This window comes from Methylobacter sp. sgz302048, assembly GCF_052162025.1.
GTDB lineage: Bacteria > Pseudomonadota > Gammaproteobacteria > Methylococcales > Methylomonadaceae > Methylobacter.
Window position 1 is genome coordinate 3071978 of sequence record NZ_CP197401.1, and the last position, 17072, is coordinate 3089049.

At 54.8% G+C, this 17072-nt stretch carries 15 protein-coding genes; 10 read left to right on the plus strand and 5 right to left on the minus strand.

Annotation, left to right across the window (positions count from 1 at the left end; genetic code table 11):
- Nucleotides 1-17: 17 nt before the first annotated feature.
- Nucleotides 18-611 (minus strand): YcbK family protein, encoded by a 594-nt coding sequence (locus tag ACTNE6_RS13765; RefSeq protein WP_442497144.1) that lies wholly within the window; start codon nucleotides 609-611, stop codon nucleotides 18-20.
- Nucleotides 612-775: 164 nt separating this feature from the next.
- Here ACTNE6_RS13765 and ACTNE6_RS13770 point away from each other — a divergent pair, with 164 nt between their 5' ends.
- The 10 genes from ACTNE6_RS13770 to ACTNE6_RS13815 all read left to right on the plus strand — a co-directional run bounded on the left by ACTNE6_RS13770 (nucleotide 776) and on the right by ACTNE6_RS13815 (nucleotide 12164).
- Nucleotides 776-2017 (plus strand): SLC13 family permease, encoded by a 1242-nt coding sequence (locus ACTNE6_RS13770; protein ID WP_442497145.1) that lies wholly within the window; start codon nucleotides 776-778, stop codon nucleotides 2015-2017.
- Nucleotides 2018-2060: 43 nt separating this feature from the next.
- Nucleotides 2061-3353: a flavohemoglobin expression-modulating QEGLA motif protein gene (locus ACTNE6_RS13775; RefSeq protein WP_442497146.1), complete on the plus strand. Its 1293-nt coding sequence runs from the start codon at nucleotides 2061-2063 to the stop codon at nucleotides 3351-3353.
- Between the two features lie 136 nt (nucleotides 3354-3489).
- Nucleotides 3490-3906 (plus strand): hypothetical protein, encoded by a 417-nt coding sequence (locus ACTNE6_RS13780; RefSeq protein WP_442497147.1) that lies wholly within the window; start codon nucleotides 3490-3492, stop codon nucleotides 3904-3906.
- An 83-nt stretch (nucleotides 3907-3989) separates the two neighbouring features.
- Nucleotides 3990-4784, plus strand: coding sequence for an RMD1 family protein (locus ACTNE6_RS13785; protein WP_442497148.1), 795 nt, complete (start codon nucleotides 3990-3992; stop codon nucleotides 4782-4784).
- Complete coding sequence (locus ACTNE6_RS13790; RefSeq protein WP_442497149.1) at nucleotides 4768-5670, plus strand: 23S rRNA (adenine(2030)-N(6))-methyltransferase RlmJ; 903 nt, start codon at nucleotides 4768-4770, stop codon at nucleotides 5668-5670. The genes ACTNE6_RS13785 and ACTNE6_RS13790 overlap by 17 nt, the downstream gene beginning before the upstream one ends.
- A 210-nt stretch (nucleotides 5671-5880) precedes the next feature.
- Nucleotides 5881-9810, plus strand: coding sequence for an RHS repeat-associated core domain-containing protein (locus ACTNE6_RS13795; protein WP_442497150.1), 3930 nt, complete (start codon nucleotides 5881-5883; stop codon nucleotides 9808-9810).
- A 4-nt stretch (nucleotides 9811-9814) separates the two neighbouring features.
- On the plus strand, nucleotides 9815-10228 hold the full coding sequence (locus ACTNE6_RS13800; RefSeq protein ID WP_442497151.1) for a hypothetical protein: 414 nt from the start codon (nucleotides 9815-9817) through the stop codon (nucleotides 10226-10228).
- 90 nt (nucleotides 10229-10318) lie between these two features.
- On the plus strand, nucleotides 10319-10849 hold the full coding sequence (locus ACTNE6_RS13805) for an REP-associated tyrosine transposase (RefSeq protein WP_442497152.1): 531 nt from the start codon (nucleotides 10319-10321) through the stop codon (nucleotides 10847-10849).
- An 81-nt stretch (nucleotides 10850-10930) separates the two neighbouring features.
- Nucleotides 10931-11767, plus strand: a complete 837-nt coding sequence (locus ACTNE6_RS13810; protein ID WP_442497153.1) for an RHS repeat domain-containing protein — start codon at nucleotides 10931-10933, stop codon at nucleotides 11765-11767.
- Nucleotides 11751-12164 (plus strand): hypothetical protein, encoded by a 414-nt coding sequence (locus tag ACTNE6_RS13815; protein ID WP_442497154.1) that lies wholly within the window; start codon nucleotides 11751-11753, stop codon nucleotides 12162-12164. The genes ACTNE6_RS13810 and ACTNE6_RS13815 overlap by 17 nt, the downstream gene beginning before the upstream one ends.
- A gap of 251 nt (nucleotides 12165-12415) precedes the next feature.
- On the opposite strand, the gene ACTNE6_RS13820 is transcribed toward ACTNE6_RS13815, so the two are convergent.
- The 4 genes from ACTNE6_RS13820 to kaiC are packed head-to-tail and all read right to left on the minus strand — an operon-like array spanning nucleotide 12416 to nucleotide 16642.
- Complete coding sequence (locus ACTNE6_RS13820; protein WP_442497155.1) at nucleotides 12416-14191, minus strand: hybrid sensor histidine kinase/response regulator; 1776 nt, start codon at nucleotides 14189-14191, stop codon at nucleotides 12416-12418.
- The gene (locus ACTNE6_RS13825) at nucleotides 14181-14567 is read right to left on the minus strand and encodes a hypothetical protein (protein ID WP_442497156.1); all 387 of its coding nucleotides are present in this window, start codon (nucleotides 14565-14567) and stop codon (nucleotides 14181-14183) included. The genes ACTNE6_RS13820 and ACTNE6_RS13825 overlap by 11 nt, the downstream gene beginning before the upstream one ends.
- Nucleotides 14564-14896: a circadian clock protein KaiB gene (gene kaiB / locus ACTNE6_RS13830; RefSeq protein WP_194972122.1), complete on the minus strand. Its 333-nt coding sequence runs from the start codon at nucleotides 14894-14896 to the stop codon at nucleotides 14564-14566. The genes ACTNE6_RS13825 and kaiB overlap by 4 nt, the downstream gene beginning before the upstream one ends.
- A 3-nt stretch (nucleotides 14897-14899) precedes the next feature.
- Complete coding sequence (kaiC, locus tag ACTNE6_RS13835; protein ID WP_442497157.1) at nucleotides 14900-16642, minus strand: circadian clock protein KaiC; 1743 nt, start codon at nucleotides 16640-16642, stop codon at nucleotides 14900-14902.
- Nucleotides 16643-17072: the final 430 nt, after the last annotated feature.

Here is a 17072-nt window from a genome sequence, read left to right on the forward strand (position 1 = left end):
CGAAAACAGGCCGATACCTATTTATACCACGACCTGAAATCGCCCGTATCCAGATGCACAAAATCGGCGCGCGCATAATACCCGACCCCGCCGCGGCGCATGGCAAGCGCTGCGTTTCTGACTCTTCGCATATCCACTCCGGCCACATGAATATCAACAGCCCGCCCTTGCATATGCAGACTGTGTTTTGCGACGCCACGGATTTGTCTGCGCAATCTGGCATTGGTACGAGGGGAACGATAGCCCGAGAAGATTTGGAAAGGCTGACTGATTCCGAGCGCAAGTTTCAGATCATATAACTGATCGAGCAATGCCGGATCAATGGGGTGAACGTCGTCGGTATGATAATCGCGAAGCAGATAATTGATTTCCAGCAAGGCGTCTTTCAGATATCCGCCCTGTTCAAAATAGGTCAGCTTCAGCTTGTCGCCGGTATAGACGTGTAGTAAGGAAAGCGATTTATGTGAAGGAAGGCGCCTGGCTGCCGCGCTTGCGATTCCGGTACCACTCAATGTCAGCAAAGAACCACATGCCATAGTCTTCAGAAACCTTCGCCTTGATGTTGCAAAACCGCCCTCATCAATATCTAGGCTTTCTATCTGTCTGTTCATGTTTTGTCTTTTGTACCGCTGTAAGTGTCATTTTTCTTTGCAAGTCTTAAACTAACCTTAAATAAGTGTTCGTACTTAAATTGGAAAGGTTGTTATTCGATTGCCCGTTCTTAAGCTGTAAAATGCCTCCTGAGTTGATAATCACGCTTAGACCATAAAAATTAATGAACTTATCTTTAGCTGTACTATTCATAGTCTTTTTATTAATCGCCGTGCGCAAAATCGGGCGATTTACGATTAAAATCTGGCAGTCGATGGCCGCCGGTGCCCTAATTGTCCTGGCGGCCGGCGAAATCGGCCTGCGCGATGCCCTAACGGCGATAGACCTCGACGTCATGCTGTTTTTACTGGGCATGTTCATCGTGGGCCAGACGCTGGTCACCAGCGGCTATCTGTATTATCTGGCCTATCGTCTATTCAACCGGATCAGATCAGCGCAGCAATTGCTCCTGGGCATCCTGTTCGGCGCCGCCTTCAGCTCGGCGCTGCTGATGAACGACACGCTTGCCATAGTGGGGACTCCGCTCGTATTGCGATTAGCACTAGAACATAAACTCAGCGGCAAACTGTTCTTGCTGACGCTGGCCTACGCCATCACACTCGGCAGCGTGATGAGTCCTATCGGCAATCCGCAGAATCTACTCATTGCCACACACGCCGATTTGCCGGCGCCTTTTCAGACATTTTTTAAGGCCCTGGCCGTGCCTACGCTGATCAATTTGATTGTCACCTATTTACTATTGCGATGGGTTTACCGGGACGAGTTCAGGAATGGCCTGCCGCTGACTCATAATCCTGTCGGCCTGCTGGACACGGAACTAGCTAAACTCGGCCGCATCTCGCTGTTTTTATTGATCGGCCTGATCATCGTCAAAATCATCCTGGTCGGCCTGCACAGCCCGATACAGATCAAGCTGAGCCATATTGCCCTGATCGCCGCCCTGCCGCCGATATTGCTGAGCCCTGCCCGCCTGCGCTTATTGAAGAGCCTGGACTGGGCGACTTTGATGTTTTTTGCCGCGATGTTCGTGTTGACGGCCAGCGTCTGGCAAACCGGCGTCATGCAGCAACAAGTTGATGATCTCGCGATAGACCTGACGACCGTGCCGGCGATCATGCTTCTGAGCGCGTCGCTCAGCCAACTGGTTTCCAATGTGCCGCTGGTCGCGCTGTATCTGCCCATGCTGACGCATACGGATGCCGCCTCGCTGATGGCCCTGGCGGCCGGCAGCACGGTAGCCGGCAATTTCCTGATCCTGGGCGCCGCCAGCAACGTCATCATCATCCAGCATGCCGAGAAACACGAAGCAACGCTGGGCTTTTTCGAGTTTGCCCGCATCGGAATTCCATTGGGCTTTATCAATCTATTGATATACTGGGGGTGGCTCAGTTACTGGTATAACTAAGCCCTGAGAATTTTCCGGCCATTTCACTGCTTACAAACATTGGATGAGTAAAAAGACCACTAAACCTTCGGCTTATCTGACTGAAGTCAAAATGCTTTCGGACCGTATCGTCAAGGCCCAGCAGCCCATACGCATTCTGGATGCGACCAAATGGGACGACAGCATCAAGCAGGCTTTTTTTGAAGGCAAATGCAAAAAACCGCCGCTCGTAACGCCCGATTATTATCTGCAGCGCCCTTTGGGCTTTGATCCGACCGAGAAAAAACGCGAGTTTTACCAGATCGAGCGGGATTTGTCGCGCAAGCTGGGCCAGCTCAATCCGCTCAGCGTCATCATGCGCCGGATTTGCCGCGAGTACCAGTCCGTCGTGCGCATGCTGGAATCCCGGGGCACACCCATCTTCTCCGATATTTCCCAGGAACTGTACGGGTCCTCGCATGATGTGTTCCATGTCGGCGACCCGACTATCGCCGATCTCGGCAGCATGATGGAAGCAACGCTGTCGCAATTGCTGAAGCTGGATTTCCTGATTGAAGAACCCAAGACCATCACGGCAAAAGAAGCGGTAGGCATCCTCAACGAGAGAATTGAAAATCTGTTTCCGGGCAATGGCCTGCGCGCGATGATCAGTGACGGCATCGTCGCCGATGCCGCCGCCGGCACCGATTACGTCAAGCTGCGCGCGGATGCTCTGTTCAATATGCGCGACCTGCGTGTACTTGAAGTGCATGAGGTCTGGGTGCATCTGGGCACGACGCTGAACGGCCTGGCTCAGCCTTACTGTACGTTTCTCGGCAAGGGTCCGCCTTCGTCCGCGGTCACGCAGGAAGGCCTGGCGGTATTGATGGAGATTTTGACTTTCAGCTCCACGCCTAACCGACTGATGCGTCTGATCAACCGTGTGCGCGCCATTACGCTGGCCGAAGACGGCGCCGACTTCATGGATATCTTTCATTTTTTCAGGGACAAGGGGCTGGACCCGGAAGAAAGCTACACGCTCAGCAGCCGGGTATTCAGAGGCAGCAGCCCGGACGGCATGCCTTTCACCAAGGACCTGACTTATATTAAAGGTTTCGTGCTGACCTACAACTTCATGCGGCTGGCGGTCAGCACGGGCAAACCCGACCGCATCCCGCTGCTGTTTTGCGGCAAGACCATGATCGAGGATATGAGGGTGCTGGTTGATCTGGTTGACGAAGGAACCGTCATCGCGCCGCGCTTCCTGCCGCCGCAATTCAAGGACCTGATGGGGCTGTCGGCCTGGTTGAGCTTCAGCCGCTTTATGTCATCGATGAGCTTCCGGCAACTGGAGCAGGACTACGCCAATGTTCTATAATCGAACCCATCTCGCCCCAAAAAGCAGACGTGTTGGACGTCATGCATCCGCCGCCGGAAATCCGTGCCGACGCAGGTTTTGTGGCGGTAACACAGCATCGCTTGAATGCTGATTAATAATAATTAGAGAGGAAATCATGAGAATACCAAACTTGCTCGTCGTTTTATTGAGTCTTTCCTTACTTAACATGACCGACGCCATAGCCGGAGCCAGCGGCCATGCCGGCCATACGCCGGGCACCGGCAGTGGTGGCGCGGCGGGCTGCGTAAAAGCCCGCCTCAGCAAATTCCAGCCCGGCCACATGGCCGCCGTTGCGCCGGAAGCGGAATTTTCGTTCATGGTTACCGGCATTCAAAGCCCCGATCAAGTCGAGGTCACCGTAAAAACGATCCCGGTGGAAATCACTGGCGAAGATAAAGACAGCTTCTATCTGATAAAAGGCAAACTGCCGGCCGAGCTGAAAAATGTAACCGCCAGAGTTAACGTCAAGGTCAACGCCAAATCGCCAAGGTGTGAGGCTGAAAACGGATGGCTGGTTAAAATAACCGAATAAATCAACTTAATTCAAGGAGAAGCATCGGTCAGGCCTGATGATGTATATATCCCCCGCCCTGGCTGAGCTTTAGAGAATGCCGCATGACTGAAAATCTTTCCATCAAGAAATGTGTGGCCTACTGCCTGGCGCAGCGTTTCGATATTGCCGCGTTATCGAAAATAATTTCCGAATCGAAACAGGTCAGGATTATTAAAGGCGCATTGCTGGTTGAAGATCACGAAACCTTGTCGGTTATTTTCGCGTATGGAGCCGTCGTGCACTGGAACATCGATCCGGAACAGCAGGCCCGGCTCCATCGTTTATTGCTGGAACATGCGGATAACCCGCTTGATATCGTGGAAGAAGATAATTTCACCTACGCGCTCAACTGCTCGACGACGCGCATTATTGAAGACCATATCGAAATCGAGTCATCCGACCCCATCCTGTTGTTTTCTCTGTCGCAGGGCATGGCGCAATCGATCAAGCTGGCCTATTTTGAAACCCACGCGCTCAGGACCATCACCAGAACCAATTACATCCCCGAATCGCTGGCCCAGAACGGCCGCATCAAATTGAACCGCCAGGACATAGCCAAGATCCGCGGCCAACTGTTCCTGACCAAAAGCGACATTATCCTGAATTACGATCTGCTCGATATTCCCGACTTTTTTTGGGAATACCCTGAATATGAACCTTTTTACAGCGTTGCCGCCAAATATCTGGAAATCACGCAACGCATCGAAGTGTTATCCAAAAAGCTCGAAACCATCCATGAACTGTTCGAAATGCTGGCCGACGAGCAAAAGCACCGGCACTCCTCGGCCCTGGAATGGATCATCATCTGGCTGATTGCGTTTGAAATCTTTATGACCATTGTTGACAAACTGGCCTGAAATCCTGGCGCCGGCCATCGCTTTCCTTTATTTATTGTTCTTTATGCTCAGTTATCGCCACTCATTCCATGCCGGCAATTTCGCCGATGTCCTGAAACACCTGACGCTGATCCAGATCCTCGAACACCTGAGAAAAAAAGACAAGCCGTTCTGTTGTATCGATACCCATGCTGGTCCCGGCGCTTACGCACTGGACAGCGACTTTGCGCTGAAAAACAGGGAATTCGACAACGGCATCAGCAAACTCTGGCAGCGCCATGACCTGCCGGCCAGCGTTGCCGCCTATATCGGGCTGATCAGGCAGTTCAACAGCCCGGGCAAGCTCACGCGCTATCCTGGCTCGCCGTTGATCACGCAACATTTATTACGCAGCAAAGACCGGCTGTTTTTATACGAGCTGCATTCGACGGAAATTGCCTTACTGGCGGAAGCTGTTGACAGGGACAGGCGCATCAAGGTCTTCCATGAAGATGGCTTGAAAAACAGCATCGGCCTGTTGCCGCCGGCCGAGCGCCGCGGCCTTGTCTTGATCGATCCGTCCTATGAAATGAAGAGCGATTATCAGGACGTCGTGGACACTTTGGTAAAAATGCACAAGCGCTTTGCCACCGGCGTTTTCGCGCTCTGGTATCCGGTCGTAGAACGCAAGCGCAACAAAGAACTGGAGCAAGCCCTGCAAAACAGCGGCATCAAAAATATCCAGTTGTTTGAACTGGGCCTTCAGACAGATACCAATGAACACGGCATGACCGCCAGCGGCATGATCGTAATCAATCCGCCGTGGACATTGAAATCTGACATGGAACATGTTCTGCCGTGGCTGGCCGATGTGCTTGGCGAAAACGGCGCAGGTTTTTACCGCATACAGGAACTGGCCGGGGAATAGTTCCTGCTTTATTAAAATCTAAAATCGCCTAACCGCTGAGCTTGAGCTAGAATTTAAAAACAACCGCTTACTCATTAAAGACAGCTTCAGGCCGGACCGTCTGGCCTTGGGCAAAGGAACTATTGATGCCGGCATTCGCGCCACAAGCCCGAATCACCGTGCTTGGTGTGCATGGCGCTGGATGCCGGCATTGGGTTATAGGATATTAACATGACAGAATCATTAGGGTATGTAACACAGTTTAGAAAACATCTAGCTAAAAATCTCCTGGAGCGCGGCAAGGAAGCCGTCGAAGGTGCCGCAGACCTGGGCCAAGCCGGCTACAGCCTGGCCACTGATCCGGCCTACCGGGAACAAACCTTTGAAGCCGCCAAGGAAATCGCCAAACAGACCAGCGACGGCATCGGCCGCGCCATAGACGATCCCACCGGCACGCTCAACGGCATCAAGGACGATGCATCCGCCGCCTGGGACACCTTTAAAGCGGAGAGAGCCCAGGCCGCCGCCGAAGGCCGCCTGGCCGAGTTTGACGCGCAAGCGGCCTCGCACGTACTGACCGGCGCCGCCCCGGGCGGCCAGCTCGGCAGAGTAGGCAAAACGGGCGAACTGCTCGCCAAAACGGCCAAGCTGGACAAGACCGGGGACCTGGCCAGCGCCGAAAAGCGCGCGGCCCAAGCCATCAAAGACGGCGCCTGCCTGCCCAACCAGGCGCCCAGCAGCACAATACGCTGCCCCCTGGCCAAACCGGACAACCCGGCCGCGAAAAAAACCTCCCCCAAGACCGGCAAATCCGCCGCCGGCAAATCCACCTTGAAAAACGCCGACACCTGCACCAGCGGCTGCCCGATCAGCCTAGCCACCGGCGAGGAACTGCTGGAGCTGACCGACTTCAGCTGGGACGGCCCGCTGAGCCTGCCCTGGACGCGCTTCTACCGCAGCGGCCAGAGCGCCCTTGACCTGCAGCTGGGCCACGGCTGGCTGACGCCGCTGGACGAATGGCTGGAGGTCTCGGATACGGCTGTCAGCTTCCATGACCGCGAAGGCCGTACCCTCGAACTGCCCCTGCCCGAACCCGGCGACTATAGCCTGAATCTCCCGGAACAGCTGCGCCTGTACCGCGAAGCCGGCCGCTTCCGGCTGGTCGGCGACGGGCAGCCGGAACGCCTCTTCCAGGGCGAACACGGCCGCTGCCGCCTGCAGCGCTGGCAGAACGGAGCCGGGTTCATCGAACTGGTCTACGACCTTCAAGGCCAGGTCCAGGCCCTGAAGGCCAGCTGGGGCAAAACGCTGCTGATCGAGCGCGACGGTGGACATATCGCGGCCATCGGCCCGGCCAAATTGGGCGAACGAGGACTGGAACCGGCCGCCACGCCCTTCGTGCGCTACCAGTACAATGAGCACGGCGATCTGATCGCAGCACTCGATCCATTAGAGCACGGCGAGGCCTACGCCTACCGCAACCATATGATCAGCCGCCGCACGCTCGCCAGCGGCTTCAACTTCCATTTCGAGTGGGACGCCTACAGTCCGAGCGGGCGCTGCCTGCGCAACTACGGCGACCACGGTATTTACGACTACCGCTTCGAATGGAGCGACAGCGGCCTCAGCCGCGCCATCGACTCGCGCGGCGGCGTCACCGAATACATGCACGACGCCAACGCTTTGCTGCTCTGGCAAACCAGCCCCGAAGGCCGTAGCACACACTACGCCTACAACGAACACAACCTCTTAAGCCGCGTCACCGATGCAGCCGACCACAGCACGACTTATGCCTACGATGACGAAGGCCGGCTGACCGCCGTAACCGACCCGCTCGGCCATACGACGCAGCTAGCCTACAGCGAAACGGGCCAGCTGACCGGCCTGACCGATCCCCTGGGCCAGACCTGGAGCCGCAGCTACGACGACCAGGGCCGCTTGATCCGAACCGAGGACCCGCAAGGCGGCGTCACGCGCATCGCCTACACCGACCAGGGCCTGCCGGCGCAAATCGTCAACGCCGCAGGCCAGACCCGCACCCTGCTCTGGGACGGGCAGGCACGCCTGGTCGGCGAGATCGGCTTCAACGGCATGCGCCGGCATTACCGCTACGACGGTGAAGACCGCCTCATCGCCGCCCAGCACCACCAGCAGGTCAGCCAGTACCGGTACGATGCCGCCGGCCGCGTCACCGCCGTCAAAGGCCCCGACGGCGCCGTGGTCAAGCTGGAATACAATGAAGCCGGGCTTTTAACCCGCTACACCGACGCCGCCGGACGCAGCACCGAGTACCGCTATGATGATGGTCTGTCGCAGCTCACCGAACGCATCGACCCGGCCGGCCAGGTATTGCGCTACCACTACGACAGCGAGCGCAACCTGATCGGCCTGACCAACACCAAAGGCGAGCATTACCAGCTCAACTACGACAAGGACGAGCACCTGATCGAAGAGATCGGCTTCGACGGCCGCGTCCAGCGCTACCACTACGATGCCGCCGGCCAACTGGATCTGTATGCCCAGCGCGGCGAGCAGGCCTGGCAGGTCACGCGCTTCCAGCGCGACCCGCTCGGGCGCTTGCTGAAAAAGACCGGCGGGGACGGCGCCGTCAGCGAATTCGCCTATGATCCGCTCGGCCGCCTGAGCCGCGCCCGCAACAGCCACGCGCAGCTGCAGTTCCAGTACAACGCGCTCGGCCAGGTCGTCAGCGAGAGCCAGAACGACGCCACGGTAACGCACGCATACGACGCCCTGGGCCGGCGCACGGCGACCGTCACGCCCACGGGCCAGCGTATCAATTACGCGTACAACGGCCAAGGCCGCCTGGCAACGGTCAGCCTGGACGGCGAAATCCTCAGCCGGCACCAGTTCGACGACCAGGGCCTGGAAACCGCCCGCCAGCAGGGCCAGCTGGTCAGCCGCTACGCCTACGATCCGCTGGGCCGGCTGACCCAACACCAGGCCAGCCGGCGCGATAAAGCTGCCGTGCTCGGCCGGCGCTACGGCTACGACGCCGCCGGCCAGCTCGCGGCCGTCGACGACCTGCGCCAGGGCGCCAGCCGCTATCTGTACGATCCGGCCGACCGGCTGCTCGAAGTCGAAGGCCTGACGCCGGAACGCTTCGTGCACGACCCGGCCGGCAACCTGATCGGCGTCAATCAAGACAGCGGAGGCATGGTCAAAGGCGACCGCCTGATGCTGCTGGGCGATCGGCATTTCAGTTACGATGCGGCCGGCAATGTGGTCGAAGAGCGGCGCGGCAAGGCAAGTCGGCTCGTCACGCGCTACGCCTACGACAGCGATAATCGGCTGATCCGCGCCGAAACGCCGCACGGCGTCAGCCAGTACCGCTACGATCCGCTGGGCCGGCGTACCAACAAACAGACGCCCGACGGCGAAACGCGCTTCATTTATGACGGGGCACGGCTGCTGCAGGAGACCCGGGCGGAACGGTGCCGGACCTATCTGTTCGAGCCCGGGAGCTTCCGACCCTTGGCCTGCATCGATCAGGTCGGTGATGCTAAATCGCAGGTCTATTACTATCATCTGGATCACCTCGGCACACCGCGCGAGCTGACCGATGCGGCCGGCGAAATCGTCTGGTCGGCCCGCTACCGGGCCTATGGTTCGCTGGCCCTGGCCGATGTGGCCGACATCGATAATCCGTTGCGGTTTCAGGGGCAGTATTTTGATGCCGAGACGGGGCTGCATTACAATCTGCACCGGTATTATGATCCCCAGGCGGGGCGGTTCATCCACCAGGACCCGATAGGCCTGGACGGCGGCGTGAATCTGTTTCAGTACGCGGTTAATCCGGTTAATTGGATTGATCCTTTGGGATTGACAGGGAAGGATTGCTCAAATGTTTCAAACAGTGAAGACAAATGGAGTAGAGCTCCCAAAAGCATCCAAGATCAAATGACCTTGAAAGCGGCTCAAGAGGATCGAGGTGATGTCATCATCAAAAGTCTAAATGATCCAAAATTCAAAGGAATGGAAAAAATGGAGTTGAAGGTTAAGTCAGCTAACGGTAATGATTCGGTTGTTCACTATGTTCGAGACCCTAATACAGGAAATTTAATGGACTTTAAATTTAAGAAACACAGCACTGATCAAATTAAACCTTGGGGGAATGATCCAGCTATTCCAGCGGGAGGATAAAACCATGAAAGTAATTTGTAGAATAAATAATCTAAACAGCTTGTCGGATGAAAGACTGTTGAAAAGATTAAAAAAATATATCCGCATGCCAGAGGGAGAAATTGATCTTGAAATTGGCAAGGAATATACCGTTTATGGAATAGTCTTTTGGGACAATAGCCCTTGGTATTATATTTGCTCTGAAGATTATGACGAATATCCAAAACCTTTTGCCGCTGAATTTTTTGAAATTATAGAAAGCCATTTATCATCTTATTGGAGGTTATCTACAGTGGATCAGGGAGAAGGAGAGATTTTGTCTTCACTTGTATTTGATGAATGGGCTAAGTCTCCAGATTTTTATGAACGACTTATTGAAGGCGATTACGAGGCTATGGACTTGTTTAATAAGTATCGACAACTTATGGATCAAGAATGACAAAAGAGCCATAGGATGCACTTCGTGCTTCAGAGCCATAGGATGCGCTGAGGCATGAAGCGCATCGTTCGAGCATCATCAGGCAGACCAATGACTGACTACCGCCGGATCTACATTCCTGGCTCAACCTGGTTCTTCACCGTGAATCTTGTCGAACGCCGGAATAATTATCTTTTGGTAGAAAAGATTAATCTGCTGAGAGCCGCTTTTCGTTACGTCAAGGAGCGCAAACCTTACCGGATCAATGCGGTCGTTATCCTGCCTGACCATTTGCACTGCATCTGGACATTGCCACCTGGGGATGGGGATTTTTCCATGCGCTGGAATCTGCTCAAAGGTCATTTTTCTCGTGCCATACCGCAAGGCGAGAGAATTTCCTCAAGCCGGAGCAAGCGCCGGGAACGCGGTTTGTGGCAGCGCCGATTCTGGGCGCGTTTATTATGCGACCAAGCCGATTTTAACAACCACATGGATTACATCCATTGGAATCCTGTCAAGCATGGCTATGTACGAAAAGTTGTCGACTGGCCGCATTCGAGTTTTCATCGATACGTTGATCAGGGCGTTTATCCGATGAATTGGGGACATTCCGGCAATTTCGATAGCCATGTAAGTGAATGACTCGAACGATGCGCTTCGTGCCTCAGCGCATCCTACGGCCCTGAAACGCCCAATGGCGTCAGCCAGTATCGCTACGATCCCTTGGGCCGGCGTACCGCCAAACAGACGCCCAACGGCGAAACGCGCTTCATCTATGACGGGGCACGGCTGCTGCAGGAAACCCGGGCGGAACGGTGCCGGACCTATCTGTTCGAGCCTGATAGCTTCCGGCCCTTGGCCTGCATCGATCAGGCCGGCGGTGCGGCCTCACAGGTCTATTACTATCATCTGGATCACCTCGGCATACCGCGCGAGCTGACCGATGCGGCCGGCGAAATCGTCTGGTCGGCCCGCTACCGGGCCTATGGTTCGCTGGCCCTGGCCGATGTGGCCGAGATCGACAACCCATTGCGGTTTCAGGGCCAGTATTACGACGATGAAACCGGGCTGCACTACAATCTGAACCGGTATTACGACCCCAAAGCCGGCAGGTTCATCCACCAGGACCCGATTGGCCTGGCCGGTGGCGTGAATCTGTTCCAGTATGCGGTTAATCCGGTCAATTGGGTTGACCCGTTAGGATTGACGGGAAAGGATTGTTCAAATGTTGCAAAGAGTGTAGAGACAGATAAATTTGGTAATGTAATAAGTCGCCTTCCTAAAAGCATACAAGACCAGATGACTTTAGACGCTGCTAAACGGGGTGAAGGAATTGTGAAAATAGATAATCTTAATGATCCGAAATATGCAGGAATGCAAAAAATGGAACTGGAAACTATTTCAAACGGTGGTAAAAAATCTAACGTTCATTATGTAAGAGACCCAATTACAGGGGACATGATGGACTTCAAGTTTAAAAAACATAGTACGGACTATATACATAGATATGAGTCAGTCAGAGAAGCAGGCATAAGGGAAAAAAATGAAGGTGTTATGTAAAGTTAACAATATTTTCGAACTGAATGATAATTCAACAGTAGAGCGTTTAAAAAAATATATTCGTTTATCTGATGGGAAATTATATTTAGAGAGAGACACAGAGTATTGTGTTTACGGCATACTTTTTAGGGATAACGCTCCTTGGTACTATCTATGTTTAGATGCAGATGATGAGTATCCAACTCCATATCCAGCAGAGCTATTTAATATCACTGATGGACGTCTATCATCATATTGGAAACTTTCAACAATAACTTATCCAGATGGAACCGTGAGGCCTTCGATAGTATTTGAAGAATGGTCTAAAGACTCTTCTTTTTATGAACGACTTATAGACGATGATCCAGCAGCTATTAGTTTGTTTGAAAAGTATCGAGAATTAATGGATAGAGAATAATTTAAGTGGTATAGCCATATGGCGGATGTTTCGTATGGTGGATTTGCCTTGCTTGGCAAGCCACCAACAAGCGGAGCCTTGAAGCCGTAATGTTCCGCTATGCAGCCGGCCTGCTTGAAATGGCGGTTTGCTGCGCGAAACCGCCCTACTTACTTGCTCAGTACCAGCTTACAGTTCGTCAATTTGGCCTTCCTGGCGCTGTTGCTGCGGAGATATTGAATAAGCTCTAAGGACTTGGGTTTATGCCAAGGTTAGCCGGGTAGTATCGGACCGGGAAATAATGGCTGAGCCAGAGCGCGCTGTAATGCCTCAAAATCAACCGGTTTGGTCAGATAACCATTGAAGCCGGCAGCTCGCGCCTGTTCGCGATCAACCTGCCGTCCATAGCCGGTCAACGCGATCAACTGCGTCGTTCTTAGCTCGGGATGTTCTCTAAGGGCTCGAGCCACCGCATAGCCATCCATGCCCGGCAGGCCGATATCGAGCAGTATGACCTGCGGCCGCTCAGTCAGTGCGGCGACCAAGCCCGCAGGTCCGCTATAGGCCAAACTTACAGTATGCCCTTCGCCAGTCAGCAGCACAGACAGGCTCTGAGCAGCATCGCGGTTATCATCGACGACGAGAATGCGCAGAGGCCCTTCCGCCGGCTTCAGTGCTGTCGGAGAGGAAACCGAAACGACTGAGGCTTGCGGCAGGCAAGGCAGGCGAATGATGAATACACTGCCTTGGCCCCGGCCTGCGCTGGTAGCCCAGACGTCACCCCCATGCATGGTCACTAGGCTTTTGACCAGCGACAGGCCAATGCCCAGCCCGCCTTCGGAACGGTCGAGGGTACGGTCCACCTGGTAGAACAGTTGAAACAGGTTCGGCAGCGCCGAAGGCGCAATGCCCCGGCCGTTGTCACGGACTCGGATGAAGACATCATTGCCGACATGCTCAACGGTCAACCAGATAGACCCGCCTTCATCGGTATACTTGGCCGCATTGTTGAGCAGGTTCGAGACGACCTGCGCCAGCCGGACCAGATCGCCTTCAACGATGACCGGTTCAGGCGGCAGTTGTACCGTAAGTTCATGACGGCGAGTTTCGATCAAGGGCTGAGTGATTTCCATGGCCCGCTGCACAATAGCCGATACTGCAAGAGACTCCTTCTTGAGCTCGATTTTGCCACGACTGATGCGCGAGACATCCAGCAGGTCATCCACCAGACGCGCTAAATGTTCGACTTGACGGTCGATGACATTGCGGCACCAGGCCAGCCGCGTTTCGTCCAGATCCGGACGTTTCAGGATCTGCGCGGCGTTGCGGATCGGGGCCAGGGGATTGCGCAGCTCGTGAGCCAGCATGCCCAGAAACTCATCCTTTCGCCGATCCTCGTTCCGAAGCGCTTCCTCAATGTGCATGCGCTTGGCAATCTCGGCTTCAAGCGCAATATTGGCAGATTGCAGTTCCATAGTCCGTGCCTCAATGCGCGCCTCCAGTTCCTCATTGGCCTTGCTCAGAGCATCCTGCGCCTGGCGCAACTCTGTTAGATCGTTAACCACAACGGCATAACCCGCTTCAACTCCTCCGATAGGGGCAGGACTGATCGCCAACATTACGGGTATCAAACTACCATCGGCGCGGATCATGGACAGATCGTCGCGGTGAGGTTTCTCCTCAGCGCTTTCAAGCAATGCCGCAAAATCTGCTGCATGGAGCGGATGCACAAAGCGCTCGATGTCTGCACCAGTCATTTTAGCCATTGCAACGCCTATCAGGTCTGCAAACCATCGGTTGGCATAGAGGATTGTCCGGTCGGCAGAAACGACCAGTATCCCTTCGTTCAGCGTATCAAAAAGACGTTTATAGATGGTATCCGTCCCTTCCAGGGTATAAACACGATGTTGACCGTCATTGTAGACGACTACGGCATCCACGTTAGCGGCACGAATGGCGTTCAGGGTGTCTTGCGCTTCCTCCAGGCGCAACGTCAGGTCGTGGATTTTGAGCAGCAGCTCCTGATTCTTTTTATTGTCAGGATTCACTGTGCGCCTCCTTTTCCAGGACCGGTTTCGGGCGGCGATACAGCTTCATGAGAGTGCGTTCTTGGCCAGAGAGCGTGTCGGCCGGCTTGCTTAGCATGGGCATGAACGGCAATGCTATGCTTGTTCTTTGATCGTTCCGGTGCCTGGCAGTGGCCGCTATCGATAACGGCCGAATCATGGCGCCAGCTAACGCTGGTCCAACTACGCGGTGGCTATTAAAGAGAGCCCGAGCCGAGAACAACAGGGCGCCCTCCCCTGCACAGTGGCGCTGCCTGTAGCGGCCTCCGCAATGGGTCAATGCACGGGGGGCGCCTTCGTGATCACGGTTGGCCCGTGCTAAGTTTGCGTTCGCCTGTTCTGTAGGGTGCAGTTTCATTTGGGCATTTCCGGATGACGCAGATCCAAACCTACCAGTACCCGCTCGGTATTGGACAAGTCTCCAATAATCTTGCGTACCGGCGCAGGCAACTGGCGCACCAGTGTCGGGATGGCCAGGATTTGATCACCTGCAGCTAATTGCGGTTTTTCCAGTAGGTCGATCACTTCAACGCTATAGCGGCCTTTGAGATATTCTTCGCAGATCCGATTCAGATTGGCGCAGGCTGTCAGTGACTTGGGCGTTTGTCCTGCCACATAAAGCCGCAGTTGCCATATGTCTTCATCTTCAGATGGCTCGTTTACTATATGCTCGTGATGGCCTGACATGGTTCAGTTTTCGCTCTGCTGAGGGCCTGATGCGGCATCACCGTGACGCAGACGGCCCATTTCGTCACGATCACTTGCTAACGTGGTTTCCAGATGTTGCGCCTGCGCGATTGCCAGATCGATCTCTGACCGCTCTGCCTCGAACTGGGCATGCAGGGCAGCAATCTGCGCTTCAAGAACTGCTTGCTTGCGCTTCAATTGATTGCGATGGTGCTTGATCTCCTGCTCGCGTAAAACGCGCTCCGCCTCTTCCCGCGCCTCCTGGGTAAAACGGGCGGCACCCGTCAGAACGCCCATCGGGCCAGTATAGACGTCGCACAGTTCGATACCGTGATCACCAATAAGGAATTCGCGGATCTGGTTGGAATGGGCCATCCCTCTCGACTTTACAATCTGAATGCCTCGATTGCGCTCGCCACTGCTTTCGATGGCAGTGAGCATCAGCCAAGTGTCCATTAATGAGGAGATGCCTACTTGGGAGCGCTCCAATGCTGTTCCGCCGGGGGTCAGACTGGTAAAAACAGCACTGATCTGCTGACTTTTCAGCCAATCGATTAAGCGCGCCAGCATGGCCTCAGACTCGGCGAGAGTCCCTGCGGCTATCAGGTTGGTCACCGGGTCAGCTATCACCAGGCTGGGCCGGAAATCTTCCACCAGCCTATGGATTTTAGCCAAGTGCATTTCCAGACCGTAGAGCGTAGGCCGCACTGCATGTAAATTCAGAAGGCCCTGCTGTACCCATGGCGCCAAGTCAAGACCCACGGCATGCATATTGCGAATGATCTGCTGGGGCGCCTCCTCGAACGGCAGGTAGAGGACGCGTTCCCCTCGGCGGCACGCGCCGTCTGCGAAAGAGGCCGCAAAAGTGGTCTTGCCCATGCCCGCCGTGCCGCTGAGCAGCACGCTGCTGCCCCGAAAGATGCCCTTGCCGCCGAGCATACTGTCAAGACCTGCGATGCCGGTAGAGATGCGATCGGTACAGACTGCATGATCAAGGCGCATCGAGGTGACCGGCAGCACGGAAATGCCGTCTTCGTCAATGAGGAAGGGATATTCGTTCGTGCCATGCGTGGAACCGCGGTACTTCAGTACGTGCAGGCGGCGGGTGGAAATCTGCTCGTGAACGCGATGGTCGAGCGTGATGACACAGTCGGAGACGTACTCTTCCATGCCATAGCGGGTGAGTGTCTCATTGCCGCGCTCGGCAGTCATAATGGCTGTGACGCCTCGGGCTTTCAGCCAGCGAAACAAACGCTGAAGCTCTGCACGTACAATCCCTTCATTAGGCAGGCCGGCAAAGAGCATTTCGAGGGTATCCAGCACGACCCGTTTCGCGCCGATCGAATCAATGGCATACCCCAGGCGGACAAAGAGGCCATCCAGGTTATGCTCGCCCGTCGCCTCCATCTCGCTACGATCCAGGTGCACGTAATCAATGATCAGCTTTCCCTCTTGCACCAACTGCTCCAAGTTGAAGCCGAGAGAAACGAAGTTGCAGCTCAACTCCTCAACGGTTTCCTCGAAAGCTACGAAGACGCCAGGCTCGCCGTAATCGATGGCGCCGCGTACCAGGAACTCCATGGCCAGCAACGTCTTGCCCGAGCCGGGCCCTCCTGCTACCAGGACAACGCGGCCTTTGGGCAGACCGCCCTGTACAATCTCATCCAACCCCCGGATGCCGGTCGGCGTTTTGGCTAGGGATGGCCTCGGTAGACCCTGTGTTATTGTTTCTTTTTTTTCACGCATCTTTATTTACTATTCGTTGAAACAATACGACATCTGATGGTAAAGGCAAAGGCCTAGCTGACCTTGTACTGCAAAGCCACGGCCCGCACAGTATTGCCTGAAGCAACGGCTTCAGGCACTTGGCTGCATAAATCTTCTGAATAAGACTTGGGCACGATGGAAACAGGCTCATAGTGCTTAACAAGAATTTAGTTTATAGCAAGTTTTTTATTTCTTTGATTACATGGCAGATTAAACCATGACGGGTAGAGGTCTCGTTCGTTCCACTCAGTTCTTTCTGCACATCCCATCCTCAATGCCCCGAGTTTCTATCCTGACTTCATACGGTTAGTCATCCATCAGGAATCGCTGGTCTTCCCCCCATTCTAAAGGTTCGGCGAAACCACCCTGCACCACATTCTCCTAGCATTACCATGTGGCTGACATTTAC